16 protein-coding genes are annotated in these 19,840 nt (G+C 60.6%); 10 read left to right on the top strand and 6 right to left on the bottom strand.

All coding sequences use genetic code 11. From position 1 onward, the window contains the following. The first annotated feature begins 119 nt into the window (after nt 1-119). Complete coding sequence (locus ABDK74_RS07775) at nt 120-1,250, top strand: CDP-glycerol glycerophosphotransferase family protein (RefSeq protein WP_346003366.1); 1,131 nt, start codon at nt 120-122, stop codon at nt 1,248-1,250. 6 nt (nt 1,251-1,256) lie between these two features. Here the strand turns inward: ABDK74_RS07775 and ABDK74_RS07770 are convergent, their stop codons facing one another. Both ABDK74_RS07770 and ABDK74_RS07765 read right to left on the bottom strand, forming a co-directional pair. After that, on the bottom strand, nt 1,257-2,615 hold the full coding sequence (locus tag ABDK74_RS07770; RefSeq protein ID WP_346003365.1) for an L-serine ammonia-lyase: 1,359 nt from the start codon (nt 2,613-2,615) through the stop codon (nt 1,257-1,259). Continuing rightward, nucleotides 2,616-3,680 carry a low specificity L-threonine aldolase gene (locus ABDK74_RS07765; protein ID WP_346003364.1) on the bottom strand — a complete coding sequence of 355 codons (1,065 nt, stop codon included), beginning with the start codon at nt 3,678-3,680 and terminating at the stop codon, nt 2,616-2,618. It abuts the gene before it with no gap. Between the two features lie 83 nt (nt 3,681-3,763). Between ABDK74_RS07765 and folD the strand changes: the two genes are divergently transcribed. Genes folD through ABDK74_RS07750 form a run of 3 tightly spaced genes read left to right on the top strand, consistent with a single transcriptional unit; the run spans nt 3,764 to nt 7,470 of the window. Further along, complete coding sequence (gene folD, locus ABDK74_RS07760) at nt 3,764-4,687, top strand: bifunctional methylenetetrahydrofolate dehydrogenase/methenyltetrahydrofolate cyclohydrolase FolD (protein ID WP_346003363.1); 924 nt, start codon at nt 3,764-3,766, stop codon at nt 4,685-4,687. Then, complete coding sequence (locus ABDK74_RS07755) at nt 4,684-5,436, top strand: methylenetetrahydrofolate reductase (protein WP_346003362.1); 753 nt, start codon at nt 4,684-4,686, stop codon at nt 5,434-5,436. Before folD ends, ABDK74_RS07755 begins: the two co-directional genes overlap by 4 nt. 33 nt (nt 5,437-5,469) lie before the next feature. Beyond that, on the top strand, nt 5,470-7,470 hold the full coding sequence (locus ABDK74_RS07750; RefSeq protein ID WP_346003361.1) for a M1 family metallopeptidase: 2,001 nt from the start codon (nt 5,470-5,472) through the stop codon (nt 7,468-7,470). Nucleotides 7,471-7,583: 113 nt separating this feature from the next. Here the strand turns inward: ABDK74_RS07750 and ABDK74_RS07745 are convergent, their stop codons facing one another. Further along, nucleotides 7,584-8,006 carry a flagellar biosynthesis regulator FlaF gene (locus ABDK74_RS07745; RefSeq protein WP_194253909.1) on the bottom strand — a complete coding sequence of 141 codons (423 nt, stop codon included), beginning with the start codon at nt 8,004-8,006 and terminating at the stop codon, nt 7,584-7,586. Nucleotides 8,007-8,145: 139 nt separating this feature from the next. Beyond that, a complete protein-coding gene (locus ABDK74_RS07740; RefSeq protein WP_346003360.1) occupies nt 8,146-9,684 on the bottom strand; it encodes a flagellin in 1,539 nt (512 codons plus the stop codon). Nucleotides 9,685-9,862: 178 nt separating this feature from the next. Between ABDK74_RS07740 and ABDK74_RS07735 the strand changes: the two genes are divergently transcribed. The 4 genes from ABDK74_RS07735 to ABDK74_RS07720 all read left to right on the top strand — a co-directional run bounded on the left by ABDK74_RS07735 (nt 9,863) and on the right by ABDK74_RS07720 (nt 15,417). Beyond that, entirely contained in the window at nt 9,863-11,095 is a 1,233-nt protein-coding gene (locus tag ABDK74_RS07735; RefSeq protein ID WP_346003359.1) for a putative DNA modification/repair radical SAM protein, read from the top strand. Continuing rightward, nucleotides 11,092-12,576 carry a UdgX family uracil-DNA binding protein gene (locus ABDK74_RS07730; protein ID WP_346003358.1) on the top strand — a complete coding sequence of 495 codons (1,485 nt, stop codon included), beginning with the start codon at nt 11,092-11,094 and terminating at the stop codon, nt 12,574-12,576. Before ABDK74_RS07735 ends, ABDK74_RS07730 begins: the two co-directional genes overlap by 4 nt. Before the next feature lie 160 nt (nt 12,577-12,736). Then, nucleotides 12,737-13,843 (top strand): HlyD family secretion protein, encoded by a 1,107-nt coding sequence (locus tag ABDK74_RS07725; RefSeq protein WP_194253905.1) that lies wholly within the window; start codon nt 12,737-12,739, stop codon nt 13,841-13,843. Then, complete coding sequence (locus ABDK74_RS07720) at nt 13,840-15,417, top strand: DHA2 family efflux MFS transporter permease subunit (RefSeq protein ID WP_194253904.1); 1,578 nt, start codon at nt 13,840-13,842, stop codon at nt 15,415-15,417. The genes ABDK74_RS07725 and ABDK74_RS07720 overlap by 4 nt, the downstream gene beginning before the upstream one ends. Here ABDK74_RS07720 and ABDK74_RS07715 read toward each other — a convergent pair. Then, entirely contained in the window at nt 15,411-16,079 is a 669-nt protein-coding gene (locus ABDK74_RS07715; protein ID WP_346003357.1) for a TetR/AcrR family transcriptional regulator, read from the bottom strand. The genes ABDK74_RS07720 and ABDK74_RS07715 overlap by 7 nt on opposite strands. A gap of 98 nt (nt 16,080-16,177) precedes the next feature. On the opposite strand from ABDK74_RS07715, the gene ABDK74_RS07710 reads away from it, so the two are divergent. Next, nucleotides 16,178-17,755, top strand: a complete 1,578-nt coding sequence (locus tag ABDK74_RS07710; RefSeq protein WP_346003356.1) for an efflux transporter outer membrane subunit — start codon at nt 16,178-16,180, stop codon at nt 17,753-17,755. A gap of 49 nt (nt 17,756-17,804) precedes the next feature. Here ABDK74_RS07710 and fbaA read toward each other — a convergent pair whose 3' ends face one another. Next, complete coding sequence (gene fbaA / locus ABDK74_RS07705; protein ID WP_346003355.1) at nt 17,805-18,881, bottom strand: class II fructose-bisphosphate aldolase; 1,077 nt, start codon at nt 18,879-18,881, stop codon at nt 17,805-17,807. A gap of 170 nt (nt 18,882-19,051) precedes the next feature. On the opposite strand from fbaA, the gene ABDK74_RS07700 reads away from it, so the two are divergent. Continuing rightward, the gene (locus ABDK74_RS07700) at nt 19,052-19,822 is read left to right on the top strand and encodes a response regulator (RefSeq protein ID WP_099285864.1); all 771 of its coding nucleotides are present in this window, start codon (nt 19,052-19,054) and stop codon (nt 19,820-19,822) included. The last annotated feature ends 18 nt before the right edge of the window (nt 19,823-19,840 follow it).

Raw genomic sequence — 19,840 nt, 5'->3', positions numbered from 1 at the left:
TTCGGTGTCAGGATTTCTGCGGACGGGATCTTGCGACGACCCGTCTTCTTCCGAAGGCCCCAATCCCGAGAAGCACAGGTTTCCAGCCTGTTTTTCAGGCAGGACGCATTTGATCAGTTATGAAAATCGCCTTCATTTATATTGCTGAACCCTATCAGTGCTACCATACGGCGTCCGTCGCCAGCGCGCTGGCTGCAATCCCCGGTCATGACGTGGTGGAGTATTACAGTTTTCCCGAAACGGTGAAGCATCTTGCGCGCATCCGCCGCGCGCTGGACGTTCCCGACCTGCCACTGAAGGCGTTTCCGAAATCCCTGAAAGCCCGGCTACTGAAGCGCGCAAGACGCCTCGATCAGGAGCGTCTGGTCGTGCTGCGCGAGAACATCGCCGAACTGAACCAGTACGATGCAGTGGTGGCGACGGAATATACGGCCGGTGTGCTCAAGGAAATGGGGCTTTGCGGCCCGAAACTCATCCTGCTCATGCATGGCGCCGGAGACCGCTATGTCAATGACGAGCATCTGGTGCGGGACTTTGACCTGACGCTCGTTCCCGGCCCCAAGGTCGAGACCTATTTTCAGGACAAGGGTCTGCTGAAACAGGAAACAACGCGGGTTGTAGGGTATCCGAAATTCGACGTTTTCGAGGCCGTACAGCGCGAAAAAACGATCTCGTTCGGCAACGGTCGTCCATTCGCGCTGTATAATCCGCACTACCAGCGCAAGCTGACTTCGGCATCAGGCTGGATGATGCCGCTGATTCAGGGCTTCAAGGCCCAGAGTGAGTCCAGCCAGAGCGATTACAATCTGGTCGTAGCGCCGCATATCAAGACCTTCCACAAGGGGTTCGGTATCCGCGAACGTCAGCTCAAGCGGCAGCGCAGCCCAGAGGTTCTGGTCGATACCGGGTCATCCGCCATGCTGGACATGACCTATACGTCTCAGGCCGCGCTTTATATTGGCGATGTCAGCAGTCAGGTTTACGAGTTTCTCGGTATTCCGCGCCCCTGCGTTTTCCTGAATCCGCGCAAGCTGCCCTGGCGGGACGATCCGTATTTCCTGCACTGGACGCTGGGCGAAGTGGTGGAGGATCTGGACGATCTCATGCCCGCCATCGCCCGTGCGCAGGAACGTCATGTGGCGTATCGCCCGGCGCAGGAAAGCCTGTTTCAGGAAACCTTTGGCACCCCTTTGCTGGGCGGCTCGCAACGCGCTGCGGACGCCATTGCGGAGTTCATGGCCGCAGCATGAGGTTTTTCAGCATTCGGGGAAATTGACGGCCAGACCGCCGAGGGACGTTTCCTTGTAGCGGTGGTTCATGTCGCGTCCCGTCTCGGCCATCGTGCGGATGACCTGATCGAGCGAGACATGATGCGCGCCGTCGCCGTGCATGGCGAGGGAGGCCGCGTTGATGGCCTTGATTGCGCCGAACGCATTGCGCTCGATGCACGGGATTTGCACCAGCCCGGCCACTGGGTCGCAGGTCATGCCGAGGTGATGTTCCATGCCGATTTCGGCGGCATTTTCAACCTGAAGCGGCGTGGCGCCCAAAGCTGCCGCCAGCCCCGCTGCTGCCATCGAGGACGCTACGCCGACTTCCCCCTGACAGCCGACTTCCGCGCCTGAAATGGACGCATTGAGCTTGAACAGCCCGCCGATGGCTGCTGCCGTCAGCAGAAACCGGCGCTGTCCCTCGAGCGAATATTCGGGGCAGAACTCCCGATAATAGCGCAGCACGGCCGGAATCACGCCCGAGGCGCCATTGGTGGGTGCCGTGACGACGCGCCCTCCGGCGGCATTTTCCTCGTTCACCGCAATGGCGAACAGGCTGATCCAGTCCATGATGCCGTGCGCGGAGGGCTGGTTGCTGCGGCTCTGTTCCTTGAGCCGTTCGTACAGCGCGGCGGCTCGTCTGCGGACATTCAGACGCCCCGGCAGCGTGCCGGAGCGGTGCAGCCCGGCGTCCACGCACTCCATCATCACGGAGACGATCCGGTCCAGATAGGCTTCGACCTCGGCGCGGGGCCGCAAGACGCTTTCATTCGCCAGAACGACGCCTGCGATATCAAGCCCCGTGTTTTGCGTGCGCTCCAGAAGCTCCGTACCGCTGGTGAAGTCATACGGCATGTCGGGCTGGGCGTAGGTCGCGGTCTCGGTGGCCTGTTCCGGTACGATGAAGCCGCCGCCGACCGAACAGAACCGCGCGCAGGCGAGCAGGGTCTCTGTGGAATCGAACGCCTCGAACTGGAGCGTGTTGGGATGGACGGGCGGGACGGTCTTCGTGTCGAGCACGATGTCCGTGTCCGGATTGAACGGCGTGGGATGACCGTTGAACGGGATCAGATGCGCCTGCGTCACGGAATGGACGATGTCGTCCGCGAGCGTCGGATCTATCGTGTCGGGCTTTTCTCCCGCCAGCCCGAGAATGACTGCGCGGTCCGTTGCGTGGCCCCGGGCCGTCCAGGCGAGCGAGCCATAAAGCGTTACCCGCAGTCGCGCCACGTCTGGCGCATCGCACAGACTCTCCGCAAAGCGGGCGGCCGCACGCATGGGGCCGACGGTATGGGACGAGGACGGCCCGATGCCGATCTTGAACAGGTCGAACAGGCTGATCATTCAGGCGGCAAGCTCGGCCAGCAGCGCATCGACGTCTTCGATGCGCGTATGAAAACTCGGCACGAGGCGGATGAGCGTGCCCGATACGCCTTCCGGCGTGGGCCAGCGATAAAAGCCAAATCCTGCTGCTTCCAGTTCTTCGACAAGCCGGTCCGGCAGGATGACGAACACCTCGTTGCCCTGCGTTTCGAACGGAAGCTGCGCGCCAGCGTGACGGCGCAGACCTTCGACGATGCGCTGGGCCATGGCGTTGGCATGGGTGCTGTTCTTCAGCCACAGATCGTCTTCCAGCAGCGCCAGAAGCTGTGCGCTCAAAAAGCGGGCCTTGGACCACAGATGCCCGCTGCGCTTGATGCGACGCTCGAAATCCTTCAGGACCGGGCGCGTGCGGTCATTGACGAAGAACACGACCGCTTCCGCCGCCATCGCCCCGCACTTGGTGCCGCCGAACGACAGGACATCGACCCCGGCTTTCCATGTCGCCTCCGCTGGCGTGCAGCCTAGATGCGCGATGGCGTTGCTCAACCGCGAGCCGTCCAGATGGACAGGAACGTCATGCTCATGCGCGATCTCACAAAGTGCCGCGAGGTCTTTCGGTGCATAGACCGTGCCCCATTCGGTGGCCTGTGTCAGTGACAGGGCGTGAATGGGGGGCTTGAGAATCCCGCCCTCCGCATTGACCCGCAATCCCGTGCGCAGGGCCTCGGCCTCCATGCGGCCGTCGGCGGAGGGGAGCGTGACGAGTTTGGCGCCATGCATGAAGAACTCAGGCGCCCCGCCTTCGTCGTTGCTGATATGCGCGCTCTGGTCGCACAGAACCGCGCCGTATGGTGCCACCAGCGAGGACAGCGCCAGACTGTTGGCCGCCGTTCCCGTCACAACCGGGAAGACCGCAACCTCCGTTTCGAAAACTTCGCCAAACCGCGCATTCAGGGACCGGCTCAGCGCATCGTCGCCATACGAGCCCACATTGCCCGCATTGGCGCGCATCATGGCGTCCATAACGGCGGGACATGCGGGAGAAACATTGTCACTGGCGAAGTTCTTGCGTATTTCGTCGGTCACGAGACCATCCTCAGTTCCTGTAGCCGTTACGGCCCATTCGTCAGCGTAACTGAAACGACCGCCTGTTGTCATCCGGAGAGCCCATGAGCATGTCGTCCCCCGAGAAGCAGTCCGAACTGGCCTCAAAAATCATCGACGGCAAAGCCATCGCCCGCGCCCTGACCGATCAGGTGGGCCGTGAAGTGGCGAAGTTCGTCGAGCAGGGTAACACGATCCCCGGCCTTGCCGTCGTTCTGGTGGGCAACGATCCGGCGTCGGAAGTCTATGTGAAGAACAAGGCGATCCAGACCCATCGCGTGGGGATGCGCTCCTTCATGCACATGCTCCCACAGAGCACGTCACAGGACGAGCTGCTGGACCTGATCGCGCAGCTCAACACCAATCCGAAAATTCACGGTATTCTGGTCCAGCTTCCCCTGCCGACACAGATTGACCCGGTTGTGGTGACGAACGCGATTGCGCCGCACAAGGACGTGGACGGTCTGGGCGAAGTCAATGCGGGCCGTCTGTCCCTCGGGATCGACGGGATCGTACCCTGCACGCCGCTGGGCTGCCTGATGCTGCTCCAGTCCGTCCATAAGGACATGACGGGCAAGCATGCTGTGGTGATTGGAGCGTCCAACCTCGTCGGCAAGCCGATGGCGCAGCTTCTGCTCAAGGAAAACTGCACGGTTACGGTCGCCCATATCCATACCCGCAACACGAAGGAACTGGCCCGCGAAGCGGACATTCTGGTCGTTGCGACCGGCAAGAGCGGTCTGGTCCGCGGGGACTGGATCAAGCCGGGTGCGACCGTAATTGACGTCGGCATTACCCGCGTTGCAGCGGAAAACGGCAAGACCCGTCTGGTCGGGGACGTAGTGTTCGACGAAGCGCTTCCTGTCGCGGGTCACATCACGCCGGTTCCGGGTGGCGTTGGCCCGATGACGATTGCCTGCCTGCTGCACAACACGCTCCAGGCGGCTCGCGCCACATCCTCCGTAACCTCTGCGGATGCCTCCTCATGACGCGCGTTTCTGTCGAACTGGTCCCACGCAACGTCGAATCCCTGATGGCGGATGTGCAGACCGTGCGGGATATTCTGCCGCAGGTCAGCACACTGAACGTCCCGGATCTGATCCGTTTTGATCTGCGCAGCCATGACGCCGCATCGCTGATTGTGAAACAGACGCCGTTCGAGGTGATCGCGCATGTCCGTGCGACCGATATCGCCCCGGGTGCGCCGCTGCCGGGTGCGGACCGGCCGGAACTGACTTCCATTCTGGTCGTCGCTGGCGATCCCCCGCCTGCGGGCAGCGATCGCGTGGTCTATCCCAACACGTCCGCCCAGATCATTGAACGCTACCGCCGCGAAGCCCCGCATCTGAAGGTCTATGCGGTGTTCGACCCCTATCGCCGTGCGCCGTATCAGGAGCTTGAAGAGATCGCGCGCAAGCGTGACGCCGGGGCCTGTGGCTTCTTCACCCAGCCGCTTTTCGACATTCCGATGCTCGAATACTGCATGGACTGGCTGCGGGACGACACGGTGTTTTGGGGCATCTCGCCTGTTCTGGGCGAGAAGTCGCGCCGGTACTGGGAGCGCATGAACCACGTTATTTTCCCGCGTGATTACGATGGGACGCTTGAAGGTAACATCACTTTTGCACGGCGCATGCTGGGTATCGTGAACCAGAAAAACGACAATGCCTATCTGATGCCGCTGAAAGTTGATCTTGCCTCCTATCTGGGAGCGCTTGGAGATATTATAACGGAATAACATCGAACTTACCCAACGGAGGGCCCGCCCCGGATGTCTGTGCGCCTTTTTCTGCTTCCCCTGCTGGGAGGCGTACTTGCTCCCGCCGCCTTGCTGCCCGAGACCGTCATTGCGAAAACCCTCGCTGACCCGGCCACCGTCTTCGCCCCCCTGACCCTTCCTGACGCTCCGAACGTCTATCGCTCAGGGTCGGGGCTTCCGGGGCCGCAATACTGGCAGAACCGTACGGACTACGTCATCCATTCGCGGATCGATACGCAGGCGCATGTGCTGCACGGTTCCGAAACCGTGACCTACAGCAACAACAGCCCCGAGGCGCTGGATGTCCTGTGGCTCCAGCTTGACCAGAATATCTACCGCGCCGACACGCGCGCTGCTGTCGGCGCCATTCCCGGCAGCCACATGATGACGGGCGATCATACCGACGGCATGACGATCGAACACGTTTCGGTCGTGCAGGGTGGCCGCGAAGTGGAGGTCACGCCGCTGATTTCCGACACGCGGATGCAGCTCACGCTGCCCCGCACGATCGATCCGCATGGCGTGGCTTTCGTGAAAATCGATTGGCACTACACAATCCCCGGTCCGTGGGGCGGCCGTACCGCTGTTACGCCGACCCGCGAAGGCGACATCTATGAAGTCGCGCAGTGGTATCCGCGCCTGAGCGTCTATGATGACCGTCGGGGCTGGAACACGCTGCCCTATCTGGGGCAGGAATTTTTCCTCGAATATGGCAGCTTTGACTACAGCGTAACGGTGCCGTGGAACTACACGCTCGTAGGCTCCGGCGCGTTGCTCAACCCCGAACAGGTCCTGACATCCGTCGAGCGGAACCGCCTTGCACAGGCCGCGCAGAGCGATGCGCGCGTCATGATCCGCACGCTCGATGACATCACCGATCCAAAAAGCCATCTGAAACAGAGTGGTGAGGTCACCTGGCATTACGGGATGCGGAACACACGCGATGTGGCGTTTGCCGCCTCGCCAGCCTTTGTCTGGGATGCCGCGCGCATCAACCTGCCGCCCGTCGTGCCCTGGACGAACTATCATGCCGTGCCGAGACTTGCGATGTCGGTCTATCCGCGTGAGGGGATCGGGCCGCATGGCTGGGACCGCTCAACAGATTACGTCAAACATGCCATCGAATATTTCTCGTCGCAGTGGTTCGAATACCCTTGGCCGAACGCCATCAATCTGGGTGGTCATGGCGCGGGAATGGAATATCCGGGCATCGTTTTTGACGGCATCAGCGACCGCGATCCGCAGCTTTTCTGGATCACGACGCACGAACTGGGTCATGGCTGGTTCCCGATGATCGTTGGGACGGATGAACGCCGTAACGCCTTCATGGATGAGGGCTTCAACACCTTCATTGATGTCTATGCGTCCGATCACTTCAATAACGGCGAGTTCGCCCCCAAGCGCGATTCAGAATTCGCTCCCAAAACCGGCAATCCTGCACAGGATATCGTTCCGGTCCTGACCGATCCGGATGCGCCCGTGCTCATGATCGCTGCTGATGGCGTTTCTGAAAAATACCGCCATAGCGTGACGTATTTCAAAGGCGCTTATGGGCTGAAATTGCTGCGCGAACAGATCCTCGGACCGGTGCGGTTTGACGCTGCGTTTCGGCACTATATTGCGGAATGGGCTTTCAAACACCCATCCCCATCGGATTTTTTCCGCCTGATGAGCAGCGAAGCGGGTGAGGATCTGGGATGGTTCTGGCGCGGCTGGTACTTCACCAATGCCGCCCCGGACTATGCGCTCGGAGACGTCCATCACGATGCCGGAAAGCCCGCGACCGTACAGGTCCGCAATTATGGAACGCTTCCGCTACCGGTGATCCTGCGCGCCGATTATGCGGATGGAAAATCGGAAGACCTCCGCATTCCGACCGAGGCCTGGCGCCAGAGCAGCGATATTGTGGTCGCACTGCCGGTGCATGACGGTCTCAAGGCCGTGACTCTCGACCCGGATCACGTCATTCCGGATATCGACCGTTCGGATAACCGGCTGGCCATTACTCCCTGAAGTCACCGGGGCATGAAAAAAGGGCGTCCGGCTGAGTCGGCGCCCTTTTGTAGAGTTTGGCTCTCAGTTCTCATGCGTCTCGCAAAAAACGTAAGCCTGTCAGCGGAAAAGCTTCAGCCCACAAGTTCCAGCGAAGACGTCCCGGTTGTGCCGGCATAGGCGTGAGAGGCGGCCGTCGTCACGACGGAAGGGTTGGTGTTCGTGGAGAGGCCTTCGATCATGTCATTGTTGACGTCAACGAGGGGCTGCAAGTCCTTGGGGGCATTGAAAGCCGCGTTGGAATAGCGCATCGACCACGATCCAACCTTGAGAATATCATCGCGCAGCACGGATGGGAGGGGGCAATCGACCCGCTCGACGCTGAGAGACAGGATGCTCCATAGTTTCAGGTTGGCTGCCAGTGCTGCGACCTTCTTTTCATGATCCTTTGCCTGTGTCAGCAGTGAATTGACATGCCGGAACGCCATGACCTCCATTTCCCGGGAAGACAGATAACTTCCGGACTGTTTCTGGTACTGTGAGGCTGCATAGGTCACGAAGGCAAACTCCTTTCGGAAAAGACTAATTCAGAAGCCTCTGGACGAAGAGGGCAAGGGGCTTCTGAAGCAGTCCTGCGCTTTGGCAGGAGGAAGATCTGAAGGATGCCGGACAAACCGGCACCCTTCAGAAACCTGATCAGCCGCGGAATAGGCTGAGCAGGGTGGACGACTGCGAGTTCGCAATCGACAGCGACTGAACGGCGAGCTGCTGCTTCGTTTGAAGCGAGGTCAGCTTGGCGCTCTCGGCTGCCAGATCGGCGTCCGTCAGCGCGCCAACACCCGTCGTCAGGGCGTTGGAGAGGCTGGACGTCGTGGTCTGGAGGTTGGAGATCGTCGTGCTGGAATAACCGATCGAAGACGCGGTGCGCGTCACGCTCGAAATTGCAGCCTGAACGACGGCACTGACGACGGAAGCGCCGGTGACGGCTGTAGGGGTGGCTGAGGAGTTCAGTCCTTTGGCAGCGGTCAGGGCATCGCTTGACGTGTCGAGGCCATTGCCCGCAACCGTGAGATGATTATTGGAATCACGGCTTACGGCGAAACCCTGATACTGCATGGCCTGTGTGAGCAGATTAGTCTTATTGACCATCAACTGGCTGGCACCTGTGCCAGTTGCCGCGTCCGCGCCTGTAGCCTTGCTGAGATCGACATTGGAAATAACGGTCTTGCCCGTCGCATTCCCATTCGAATCAGTCGCGGTTGTAACTGTATAAACGGAGTTTCCGTTGCCGTCCTTGGAGGCGACAACGCTTTTGCCATTTGACAGTGAGAACGTTACGGATCCGTCTGAAGCGGTGGTTTGTGTTGCGGTAACATTCCCGCTTTCTGTCAGTTGACCGCCGGAAAGAGCGAAGGTGCCCCCTGATGCTGTATTTAGTTTGGAGATAGCATCCGTTTGCGATCCATCTTCATCAAGCGTAAAGGTGTATGTGATGAGCGGATCCGTCGCTGAGCCGTGAGCTGCCACAGCAGCCTTGTCAGGGATGGCAGGCTGGCCAGCAATGCCTTTATCGGGATCTGGTGCAACAGCAGCCTGACCAGCGACAGCAGCTGACCCGGGGAGAGCAGCCGTGCTGCTGAGTGTTAAACTCTGGGTTCCGGTATAGTTTGTGGTCCCCAGATCAATGTTCATCCCCGCCGTTTCCATGCTCAGGTTGGACAGGCCCAGACCGGCGGAGGTTACGTTGAAGCCGTTCTGCGTGAACGTGGAGCCCTGTGCGTCCATGGCGGTCGACAGGCTCGTATAGGTCGTGCCGTTGCCGGTCTGGCCGGAGAGCAGGTTCACGCCCTGGAACTTCGCACCTGTAGCGGCGGAATCGATGGAAGCCAGCGTCTTGGTGATGGCTTCGTTCAGGGTCGAGTTGTCGACGCCTGTCGTGTTCGTGCCAATCGTGGTTGCGAGCGACTGCAGGGAAGCCGAGATGCTCGACAGGCCCGTCGTTGCGGTGTTCAGCACCTGAGCGGAGAACGCAAGACCGGTAGAAACACCCGACAGCGTCGAGATCTGGGCGGTCATGTTCTGGGCGATGGAATACATCGCGGGATTGTCGGATGCCGTGTTGACGGCCTTGCCGGTAGAGACCGCGTTTTCGGTCTTGGTCAGGTCGGCCGTCGTCTGGTTCAGGCTCTGGAGCGCGGCCATTGCCGCAGTGTTCGTATTGATTGACAATGACATTGAATCGGTTCTCCGTCGGTGCAGGTTTGCGTCCTCAGGATAGGGGGGAGTGGTTAACGGAAGCTGAATCCGTTCCGTTAAAAAAAACCCTCCGAAAATAACGAAAAACCGGGAAACAACAGGTTAATTTCACGGTTTCTCTTGCGTTCCATACTCTGGAACGAAATAAGAACATGACATGAAGAAAACACTCTCCCAGAGACTGGCGATTCTCTCCGATGCGGCGAAATATGACGCTTCCTGTGCGTCTAGCGGTTCGACGCGTCGGGACTCCGCAAAGAGCGGGGGGCTTGGGTCCACGACCGGAAATGGGATCTGTCACGCCTATACGCCGGACGGGCGATGCGTGTCGCTGCTCAAAATCCTGCTGACCAATTTCTGCGTCTATGACTGTGCCTATTGCATCAACCGCTCGTCTTCGAATGTGGAGCGTGCGCGCTTTACGCCCGATGAGGTTGTGTGGCTGACGCTGGAATTTTACCGGCGCAACTGCATTGAGGGGCTGTTTCTGTCTTCGGGTATTATCCGCTCATCCGATCATACAATGGAGCAGCTTGTGCAGGTGGCGCGGGACCTGCGGCTGAAGCATGGGTTCCGGGGTTACATTCATCTCAAGACCATCCCCGATGCGTCACCGCGTCTGCTCGAAGAAGCGGGGCGCTATGCGGACCGGCTTTCAATCAATGTGGAAATGCCGACCGTGGCCGGGCTGGAGCAGTACGCGCCGCAGAAAAAAGCGGGTGGTATCCGGCAGGCGATGGGGGAAATGCGGCTGAAAATCGATGCGGGCAAGGAGCGCAGCCATACCGGGCGCCGAGCCGAACGGTTTGCGCCGGGGGGGCAGAGCACGCAGATGATCGTGGGGGCGGATGCGGCGTCCGATCAGGATGTTCTGGCCAGCAGCGCCAATCTTTACGGCTCCTATGGGCTGCGGCGCGTCTATTATTCCGCCTTCAGCCCCATCCCCGATGCTTCCGCTCTGCTGCCTGCGAAAAGTCCGCCGCTTCAGCGCGAGCACAGACTCTATCAGGCGGACTGGCTGTTCCGGTTCTATGGCTTTGCTTTCGGAGAGCTGACGGCCGGGCGTGCGGACGGGATGCTCGATCTGGAGCTGGACCCCAAGCTGGCCTGGGCTCTGGATAACCGGGCGCTGTTTCCGGTGGATCTGAATCGGGCATCGAAGGAAATGTTGTTGCGGGTGCCGGGGCTGGGGGTGAAAACCGTGGCCGCCATTCTCCGGGCGCGACGGCATCAGGCCGTGCGGCTGGAGGATCTGGCGCGGCTGAACGTGTCCATCCGCAAGGTCCGGCCCTTTGTGCAGACACCGGGCTGGAGTCCCGCCCGCCTGACGGATCGGCACGATCTGCGCAGCCTGTTCAGTCCTGCTCCCCAGCAGATGAATCTTTTGTGACGCGCTACGTCCTGATCCTTGAGGACAGTGCAGCCTTTGAACCGTGGCGGGAAATGGCGCGTGCGGCGTTGCAGCGTGCGATTCCGCCCGAGGCCCTCGACTGGCGGATTCAAGGGGGCGAGACGGATCTGTTCGGGCAGCAGACCAATGACAGCGATGGTATGGTAGCGCTGTCAGACTCTCCGATCCTGAAAAGCGCGACATTGCGCGCGTCCTGCATCGCCCTGCTGCGGGATATGCTGTGCCATTCTGATCCTGGCCGGTTCGCGCTCGCTTACCGGATCGCATGGCGCGTTCAGGGTAATCCGCATCTGCTGGATGTGGCGACGGATGCCGATATCGCAAAAGCGCGGATCATGATCCGGCAGAACCGACAGGACTGTCACAAGATGACGGCCTTCGTCCGCTTTCGCGAACTGCCCGCGCAGGTCGAAAGGGAGGGGCGGCGGCGGTTCCTCGCATGGTTCGAGCCGCAGCATCACATCCTCGAACGGGTCGCGCCGTTCTTTGCAAAACGCTTTACGGACATGGACTGGATGATCCTGACCCCACGCGGCTCCATCCGCTGGGACGGAAAGGATCTGGTCTGTTCTGCCGAACCCTGCGAACAGCCGGAACTGGATGACGGGTTCGGGGATCTGTGGAACACCTATTATGCCTCCACGTTCAATCCGGCCCGCGTCCGTACGAAAGCCATGCGTCGTGAAATGCCGGGTCGGTACTGGAAAAACCTGCCCGAAACGCGCCTGATCCCGCAGCTTGTGGCTGGGGCCGAGGCGCGCGTCCGGACCATGGCCGAACAGGCGCCTTTGCCAGCTCCGGCTTTTCACGAACGACTGCGTTCCCGCGACAATCTTCCCGTCCAGCCGCTCTTGCATACGCCTGAAGATCTGGCGGCGAAAATTCGGATCTGCACCGCCTGTCCGCTGCACTGTGCAGCCACGCAGGCCGTTGTTGGGGAGGGGCCGGTTGAGGCGCGGATCATGGTCGTTGGCGAGCAGCCGGGCGATCAGGAAGATCTGGCCGGACGGCCCTTCGTCGGCCCGGCGGGGCAGGTTTTGCAGGAGGCGCTGGAAAAAGCCGGGGTCGATCGCAGCGCGCTGTATCTGACGAATGCGGTCAAGCATTTTCGCTTCCGCCTTCAGGGACGCCGTCGCATCCATCAGAGCCCAGATGAGGCGCATGTTGCGGCCTGTCGCCCTTGGCTGGAACAGGAAATTGCGCTGGTCCGACCGAAGCTCATTGTCTCGCTGGGTGCCACGGCCCTGAAAGCGCTGGATGGTCCGGGTCGCGCGATGGCGGAAAGGCGCGGAACGCTCTGGACGGCGGGAGAGGGTGAAAATACCGTCCGGCGTCTGGCGCTGGCCCACCCGTCCTGGCTGCTGCGGCTGGGGGAGAGCGCGCAGGGAGAGATCGAACGGCAGCGCTTTGGAGAGGGCCTCGCGCGGCTGCGGGATTTTTGCGGACGTCCAAAAGTGTAAGGGATATGAAATTGGAAACGGATCAGTTTTTTCCAGCTTGAAGGCCGCGAGGCGATATGTCATGGATGACCGAACCGATCGGTCAGCGGAGGGTTCCAAGCCCCGCACAGCAAGCCCGGTCATGATCTGACAGACCTGTTTTCAAAGCGAGAAAAACACTATGGCGCAAGGCGATCAGGCCGATCACGCGCAGGATGACACGACATCCGACAAGAACGGAAAGCCGCAGAAAAAGCGCAATCCCGTTGTTCGGATCGCGCTGATCCTGTTGGTGATTCTGGTTCTCGTGGGTATCGGGGCCTATCTTTTCCTGACCCGCAACAATATCGAGACGGATGACGCCTACACGGCCGGTCGCAAGGTTGCCATAGCGCCCCATGTCAACGGTTACGTCACGCAGCTTCTGGTGAATGACAACCAGTTCGTCCACGCTGGTGACCTGCTCGTGAGAATCGACAGCCGGGATTATGCGGCCTCCCTGAACAAGGCCGAAGCCGCCGTGTCTCAGGCGAAGGCCAATATTGACGCCTATCAGCTCATGCTGGCCGTGGCGCACAAGAACTTCCCCGGACAGCTCGTTACGGCACAGGGCAACCTCGCCGCTGTTCAGGCCGAGCTCATCAAGGCTGAAGCCGATTACCGTCGCCAGCGTTCAGTGGCCCGCGCCGCTACGTCGCAGCAGGATATCGACTACGCCCGCGCCGCGCTGGATCAGGCGAAAGCCCGCGTCCTTCAGGCTCAGGGTCAGCTCACGCAGGCCGAGCCGGTCAAGGAAAACGTGGCCAGTGCCGATGCCCGCGTCATTCAGGAACAGGCCTCGCTCGCTTCAGCGAACGCAGACCTGACACAGGCGCGCCTGAACCTCGAATGGACGGAAGTCCGTGCCCCGCATGACGGCTGGATTTCCCAGCGTAACGTTGAGCGCGGCGACTATATGCAGGTCGGGCAGGAGATGTTCTCCATCGTCGAGCCGGAAATCTGGGTCGTGGCGAACTACAAGGAAACGCAGCTTACCCATATGCGACCCGGCCAGAAGGTGGACCTTGAAGTTGACGCCTACCCGCAGCTCAAACTGCACGGTCATGTGGATTCCATCCAGCTCGGCTCGGGTGAATCCTTCAGCGCCTTCCCTCCTGAGAATGCGACCGGAAACTTCGTGAAGACGGTGCAGCGTATCCCGGTCAAGATCGTGGTGGATAGCGGGCTTGATCCGAACATTCCGCTGGCCCTTGGTTTGTCTGTCGTGCCGACGGTTTATGTGAAATGAGTGATACTGCCGGGCATCAGGACTGGAAACCCAGTCACAATCCGTGGCTTGTGGCCGTCACGGTCACGCTGGCGGCCTTTATGGAGGTGCTGGACACCACCATCGTCAACGTGGCGCTGCCGCATATCGCGGGATCGCTCGGCAGTTCGTATGATGATGCCACCTGGGCGCTGACGTCCTATCTGGTGGCGAACGGCATCGTGCTGACGATTTCGGGCTGGCTGTCACGGTTCTTCGGCCGCAAACGCTACTTCCTGATCTGCATCACGATGTTTACCGTCTCGTCGTTCCTGTGTGGACTGGCGACATCGCTGCCGATGCTGGTGGTGTTCCGGCTGATGCAGGGCTTCTTCGGAGGCGGCCTGCAACCCAGCCAGCAATCCATTATTCTGGACACGTTCCCGCCCGAAAAGCGCGGGGCGGCGTTCGGCCTGACCGCCATCGCCACCATTGTCGGCCCGGTTCTGGGTCCAATGCTGGGCGGTTATCTAACGGATAATTTTTCCTGGCGCTGGATTTTCTTCGTCAACGTGCCTTTCGGCATCCTGACGGTGATGGCCGTCACGGCTTTTGTTGAAGATCCGCCGTGGGAACGCATGAAGCGCGAGAAGGTGGACGTGATCGGCATCAGCCTGATTACGCTCGGCCTCGGCTGTCTCGAGGTCATGTGCGATCGTGGCGAGGATGACGACTGGTTCGGCTCGCCGTTCATCGTCACCATGGCCGTGCTGGGTGTGATCGGTGTTATCGGAGCCATTCTGTGGCTGTGTTATGCGAAGAACCCGCTGGTCCGTCTGTCGGTCTTCAAGGATCGTAACTTCGCGGTCGGCACGCTGCTGATCTCGATGGTTGGTGCGACGCTCTATGCTTCAGCGATCGTCGTTCCGCAGTTCGCCCAGCAGGTTCTCGGCTATACCGCGACCACGTCGGGTCTGCTTCTGGCGCCGGGTGGTGTTGCGGTGATCTGTCTGATTCCGATCGTGGGCATCCTGATGAAGTTCATCCAGATGCGCTACATCATCGCGTTTGGGTTCTTCGCGATGGGGATGGCCATGTTTCAGGCCTCGAACCTTTATGCCGCGATCGATTTCAGGCATCTGATGCTCTACCGTATCAGTCAGACGGCCTCTCTGGCGTTTCTGTTCGTGCCGATTTCGACGATTGCGTACTCGACCCTGCCGCGCGAACTGAATGCCGATGCGTCCGCCCTGTTCTCGATGGCCCGGAACTATGTCGGCTCCCTCGCCATTTCTCTGGCGACGGCAGCGATCATCGAAACCCGGCAGCGCCATCAGACCTATGTTGCGGACCACATGACCCCCGCCAATCCGGGTTTCAACGCCTATATCGGCAATGCCCAGAAGGTTGCGGAGGCTCACGGGTTCCCGGCCGCGCAGGCGCACACTTTTGCCCTCTACCGGACCTTTCAGGAATTCACCTCTCAGGTCGCCATGCTGGCCTATAACGAAGTTTTTGACTGGATCGGTGTGATTGCGCTGTTCGTGGTGCCGCTGTGCTTCCTGCTGTCTCCCAACGGCAAGAAGGCGGCCCAGGCCTCAGGCGGCGGTCACTGATGGCGCGGTTCGTAGATTTTCAGGAAACTGTCGGCGGTGAAGGCCGCGAATTCCGCGATGGCGGCATCGCTGTCATCGACCGGCAGTCCGAAGCGGCGGCGCTGGATGATGCGGGCCTGACACATCAGCAGGAACTGCTCGGCCGACAGGCTCGGGTCGGCGATGTCCAGTTCTCCAAGGGCCACGCTGCGCGCAAGATATTCCGCCAGATTGTTGAGCGTCCGGCCGAAGCCGTAGCGCCAGAACGTATCGGCCAGATGGGGGAATTTGTCGACTTCGCTGACGATGATGCGATAGAGCCCCAGCGCCACCGGCGAAATCAACATATGAACCGCCATCTTTGCAAAGCGGGTCAGGGTCATGCGGACGGACTGTTCACCGCCGCGCGACAACGCCTCGATGGGGGAAAGACGGCAGCGGACCTGTTCTTCGAAGAACGCGGAAAACAGGGACCCTTTGCCATCGAAATGGTTGTAGAGCGTCCCCTTGGACACGCCGGCCATCTGCGCGATGCGGGACATGGACGCGCCTTCGTAGCCGTCTGCCAGAAAGATCGCTCCAGCCCCCTTCAGGATCTGTTCGCGCTTGGAGCTCCCCGAAGGATCGGTGTTGTCGCACCCGCCGGAAGTGTCCGCGTGGCCGTCGTCCATGATGCCCGTCATGTGAGCGAAAAATCCTTCTGTCCGTCAGGTCGTCTCTCTAACATGCTGACCGAACCGGTCGGTCACTGCAAGATCATTTCCGCTTCAGGAGTTTCTTTGTGAGCGCAGCCTTCACTTCCCGCGCGCTGCTCTGCGGCTGCGCCCTGTTCACCCTGTCCGGCTGCCTCATGGTGGGGCCTGAATATCATGCGCCCAAGCCTTGGTCGCCCGCGCATTACACCGATCATATGACTGGTGCGCCCGACAGCATCATCAGCGAGATGAAGGCCGATAGTCGCTGGTGGCAGGTCTTCCACGATCCCGAACTGACGTCGCTGGAATCTCGTCTGGTCAACCAGAACCTGTCCTTCCGCCTCGCGACCGCCAATCTGGCGCAGAGCCGCGCGCAGCTCATCATGGCCGGGGCTGAACGCTTCCCGGCCCTGAGTGCCTCGGGCTCGTATCAGCGCAGCCAGTACAGCACCAAGGAAATGCAGGAAATCATCAGCCGGGTGGGCGGTAATATCGCGAAATCCGCTGGTAACACCCTCGGATCTTCGATCGGACCACTCCTTCAGGGAGGGGCCGACGGTGCCACCGTTCCGCTGCTGAACCAGTGGCGCAGCGCGATCGACGCGACTTATGAAATCGACCTGTGGGGTCGCGTCGCGCACCAGTACGACGCTGCCAAGGCCGATCTTCAGGCCACGGACGAAGAGCGCCGCTCCATCCTCATCGCCCAGCAGGCCGACATGGCGCGGGGCTATATGGGCCTGCGTGGCGATCAGCAGCGTCTGAAGATCCTGCGCGACAATCTGCGGGTTCTGACACAGATCACCTCCATCGCGCAGGAGCGCTATCGCGGTGGTCTGGTGACGGAACTGGATGTGGATTCCGCGCAGGGCCGTCTGCATGACACGCAGGGTCAGGAAGCGCAGCTTGAACAGGCTGTGGCGCAGGAAGAAAACGCGCTCGCTCTGCTGCTGGGCGCGCCTCCGGGCAGCCTGAATGCCGAGCTGGAAAAGAGCGCCGGTGTGCCGGTCGTGCCGCCTGTCGTTCCTGTTGGCATCCCCTCTGAACTCGCTCAGCGTCGCCCCGATATCCGGGAGGCCGAGGCCCATCTGCGCGGTGCAGTGGCCGAAGTGGGTGAGGCCACGGCGGATTTCTATCCGAAGGTCACGATCAATGCCGATTTCGGCTTCCAGACCCTATCGTTCCGCGACCTTGGGTTCTGGAGCGCACGCGCCTGGAATGTCGGGCCGTCCATTTCGCTCCCGATCTTTCAGGGTGGACGGCTGTACGGACAGCTTGAGCTGAAGAAATACGCGCAGAAGGCGGCGGCGATTTCCTATCAGCAGGCCGTCATCAAGGCATGGCATGACGTGGATAATGCCCTGATCGCCTATCGGGACGAACAGCTCCATCGTCAGGGTCTTCAGGGTGCCGTCAACGACAACAGCCATGCGCTCATGCTGGCCCAGAGCCAGTATCGCAGCGGCCTGACGAACTATCTGAACGTCCTGAACGCACAGGCGCAGCTTCAGTCCGCCCAGCTTGATCTCGCCAGCAGTGATGCCACGCTGGCCACCAACCTGACGCGCCTTTACAACGCGCTCGGCGGTGGCTGGGAAGACGCCCTGCCGAACAATCCGGACGTGGCGAAAGCGCAGCTCGCCTCCGCAACGCCCGGTCCCTGAACGGGGAGCTCCTGACCGGGATGCTTAGGCCTCCCGGAAGCAGGTTCCGTCAGGCTTTGTGCGCGATGGACCGACCCTTGGAGCCCAGAATCTCGAACGCTTCATCCAGACGGCCGACGATGGATTTCTCTCCCACGCGCAGCCATTTGCGCGGATCGTAAAGGGATTTCATCGGCTTGTCGGTGCCGGGGTCGATCTGGTGCTGGAAAGCTACCGGATGTTCCAGAACGTAGCTACCCACGCCCTGGGCGAACGCGAACTGGATGTCGGTATCAAGGTTCATCTTGAACACGCCGTAGGAGACTGCGGCATTGATTTCCGCAAGCGTCGAGCCTGAACCGCCATGGAACACCAGCGGGAGGGGCTTGGGTCCGCTCTGCGTGGCCTGCTCGACAGCATCCTGCGAGTTCTTCAGGATTTCGGGGCGAAGCTGCACATTGCCCGGCTTGTAAACGCCATGCACGTTGCCGAAGGATGCGGCGATCGACACGGTGCCGATCGGGGAGAGCAGGTTCCACGCTTTCAGAACATCTTCGGGCTGCGTGTAGAGATGCGCGTTGTCCGCACCGTCTTCGAGATCATGGCCCACGCCATCTTCCTCGCCGCCGGTGACGCCCAGTTCGATTTCCAGCCCCATCCCCAGAGGCGCAAGCCGCTTGAGCATTGCGGCTGATGTCTCAAGGTTTTCCTCAAGAGGTTCGGCGGACAGATCGAGCATGTGGGACGTGAACAGCGGTTTGCCGGTCGTCCGGAACTCGTCTTCGCTCAGCGTGATGAGGTCGTCGAGCCAGGGGATCAGCTTGCGGTCGGCATGATCGGTGTGGAGAATGACGGCAATGCCGTACTCTTTTGCCAGAAGGTGAACATGCCGCGCCATCGAGGCCGCGCCGAGCACGCGGGCACGATGGGCATCGGGTAGACCTTCGCCTGCATAAAAACGGGCGCCACCATTCGAAACCTGAATGACGACATCCGAGCCGTTCCGGGCCGCCGCCTCCAGAACGGCATTGACGCTGTCGGTGCCGACGACATTGATGGCGGGAAGCGCATAGCCCCCTTCATGGCAGGCCTTGATGAGGGCCGTATAACTGGCGCCACTGACGACGCCGGGTGAAACTCTTGACATTGGCGGCTCCAACTGAACGCATGAAACAGGCCAGCAAAACGGGTGTGGCCGTGTTGCGTTGTACTGTACGATGCCAATTGCTTTTCGTCATGAGCCTTCAAATCACTGAAAGATTTATTGTCAGGATTTGTTGCTTGTGATGTCAGCCCTGTGGAGACTATGGAAAAAACATGGTGCCAAATCTTTCCGACCCAGATCTTCCCGCCCGTATCCTTGTCGTCGAAGATGACGCCGGAATGCGGACCCTCATCCTCCGTGCCCTTCAGGGCGGCGGCTTCCGCGCACGGGGTGTCGCCTGTGGGGAGGAGATGTGGGCTGCGCTTGAAGTAGCACCTGTCGATCTCATCATCATGGACATCATGCTGCCGGGCAAAAGCGGTATCGAACTGTGCCGCGCGCTTCGCAGCGGGCAGGGCGCCCAGCACGAAAACGAGACGCCTCCCGCTCAGGTCCCGATCATCATGGTTTCGGCCCGGGGTGAGGAACGCGACCGTGTGACCGGTCTCGAATCGGGAGCGGATGATTACGTTCCCAAGCCGTTCGGACAGCGCGAACTTCTGGCACGTGTCCGGGCCGTGCTGCGTCGCGGCATCGCCACCACCGGCGCCCCGCAGGAGCGCGTCCGTCGTGAGACGCTGCGTTTCGCGGGCTGGACGCTCGATCTGCGTCGCCGCGAACTGACCGACCCCTCAGGGGCGACCGTCGACATTTCCGGCGCGGAACATGACCTGCTGACCAGCTTTCTGGACAATCCGCAGCGTGTCATCGCCCGTGACCGTCTGCTGGAACTGTCGCGCACCCGTCTGGGCGACGTGTCGGACCGGAGCATTGACGTTCTCGTCAGTCGCCTGCGCCGCAAGCTGGGCTCGGACGCCGACCAGCTTATCCGGACCGTGCGCGGCCTCGGATACATCTTCGTGGCAGAGGTTGAACGGGTCTGAATATTCAGAATCGCATTC

Origin of the sequence: Gluconobacter sp. OJB, from assembly GCF_039638275.1 — a bacterium.
Classification (GTDB): domain Bacteria; phylum Pseudomonadota; class Alphaproteobacteria; order Acetobacterales; family Acetobacteraceae; genus Gluconobacter; species Gluconobacter cerevisiae.
This window is presented reverse-complemented; position numbering and strand designations above follow the sequence as displayed.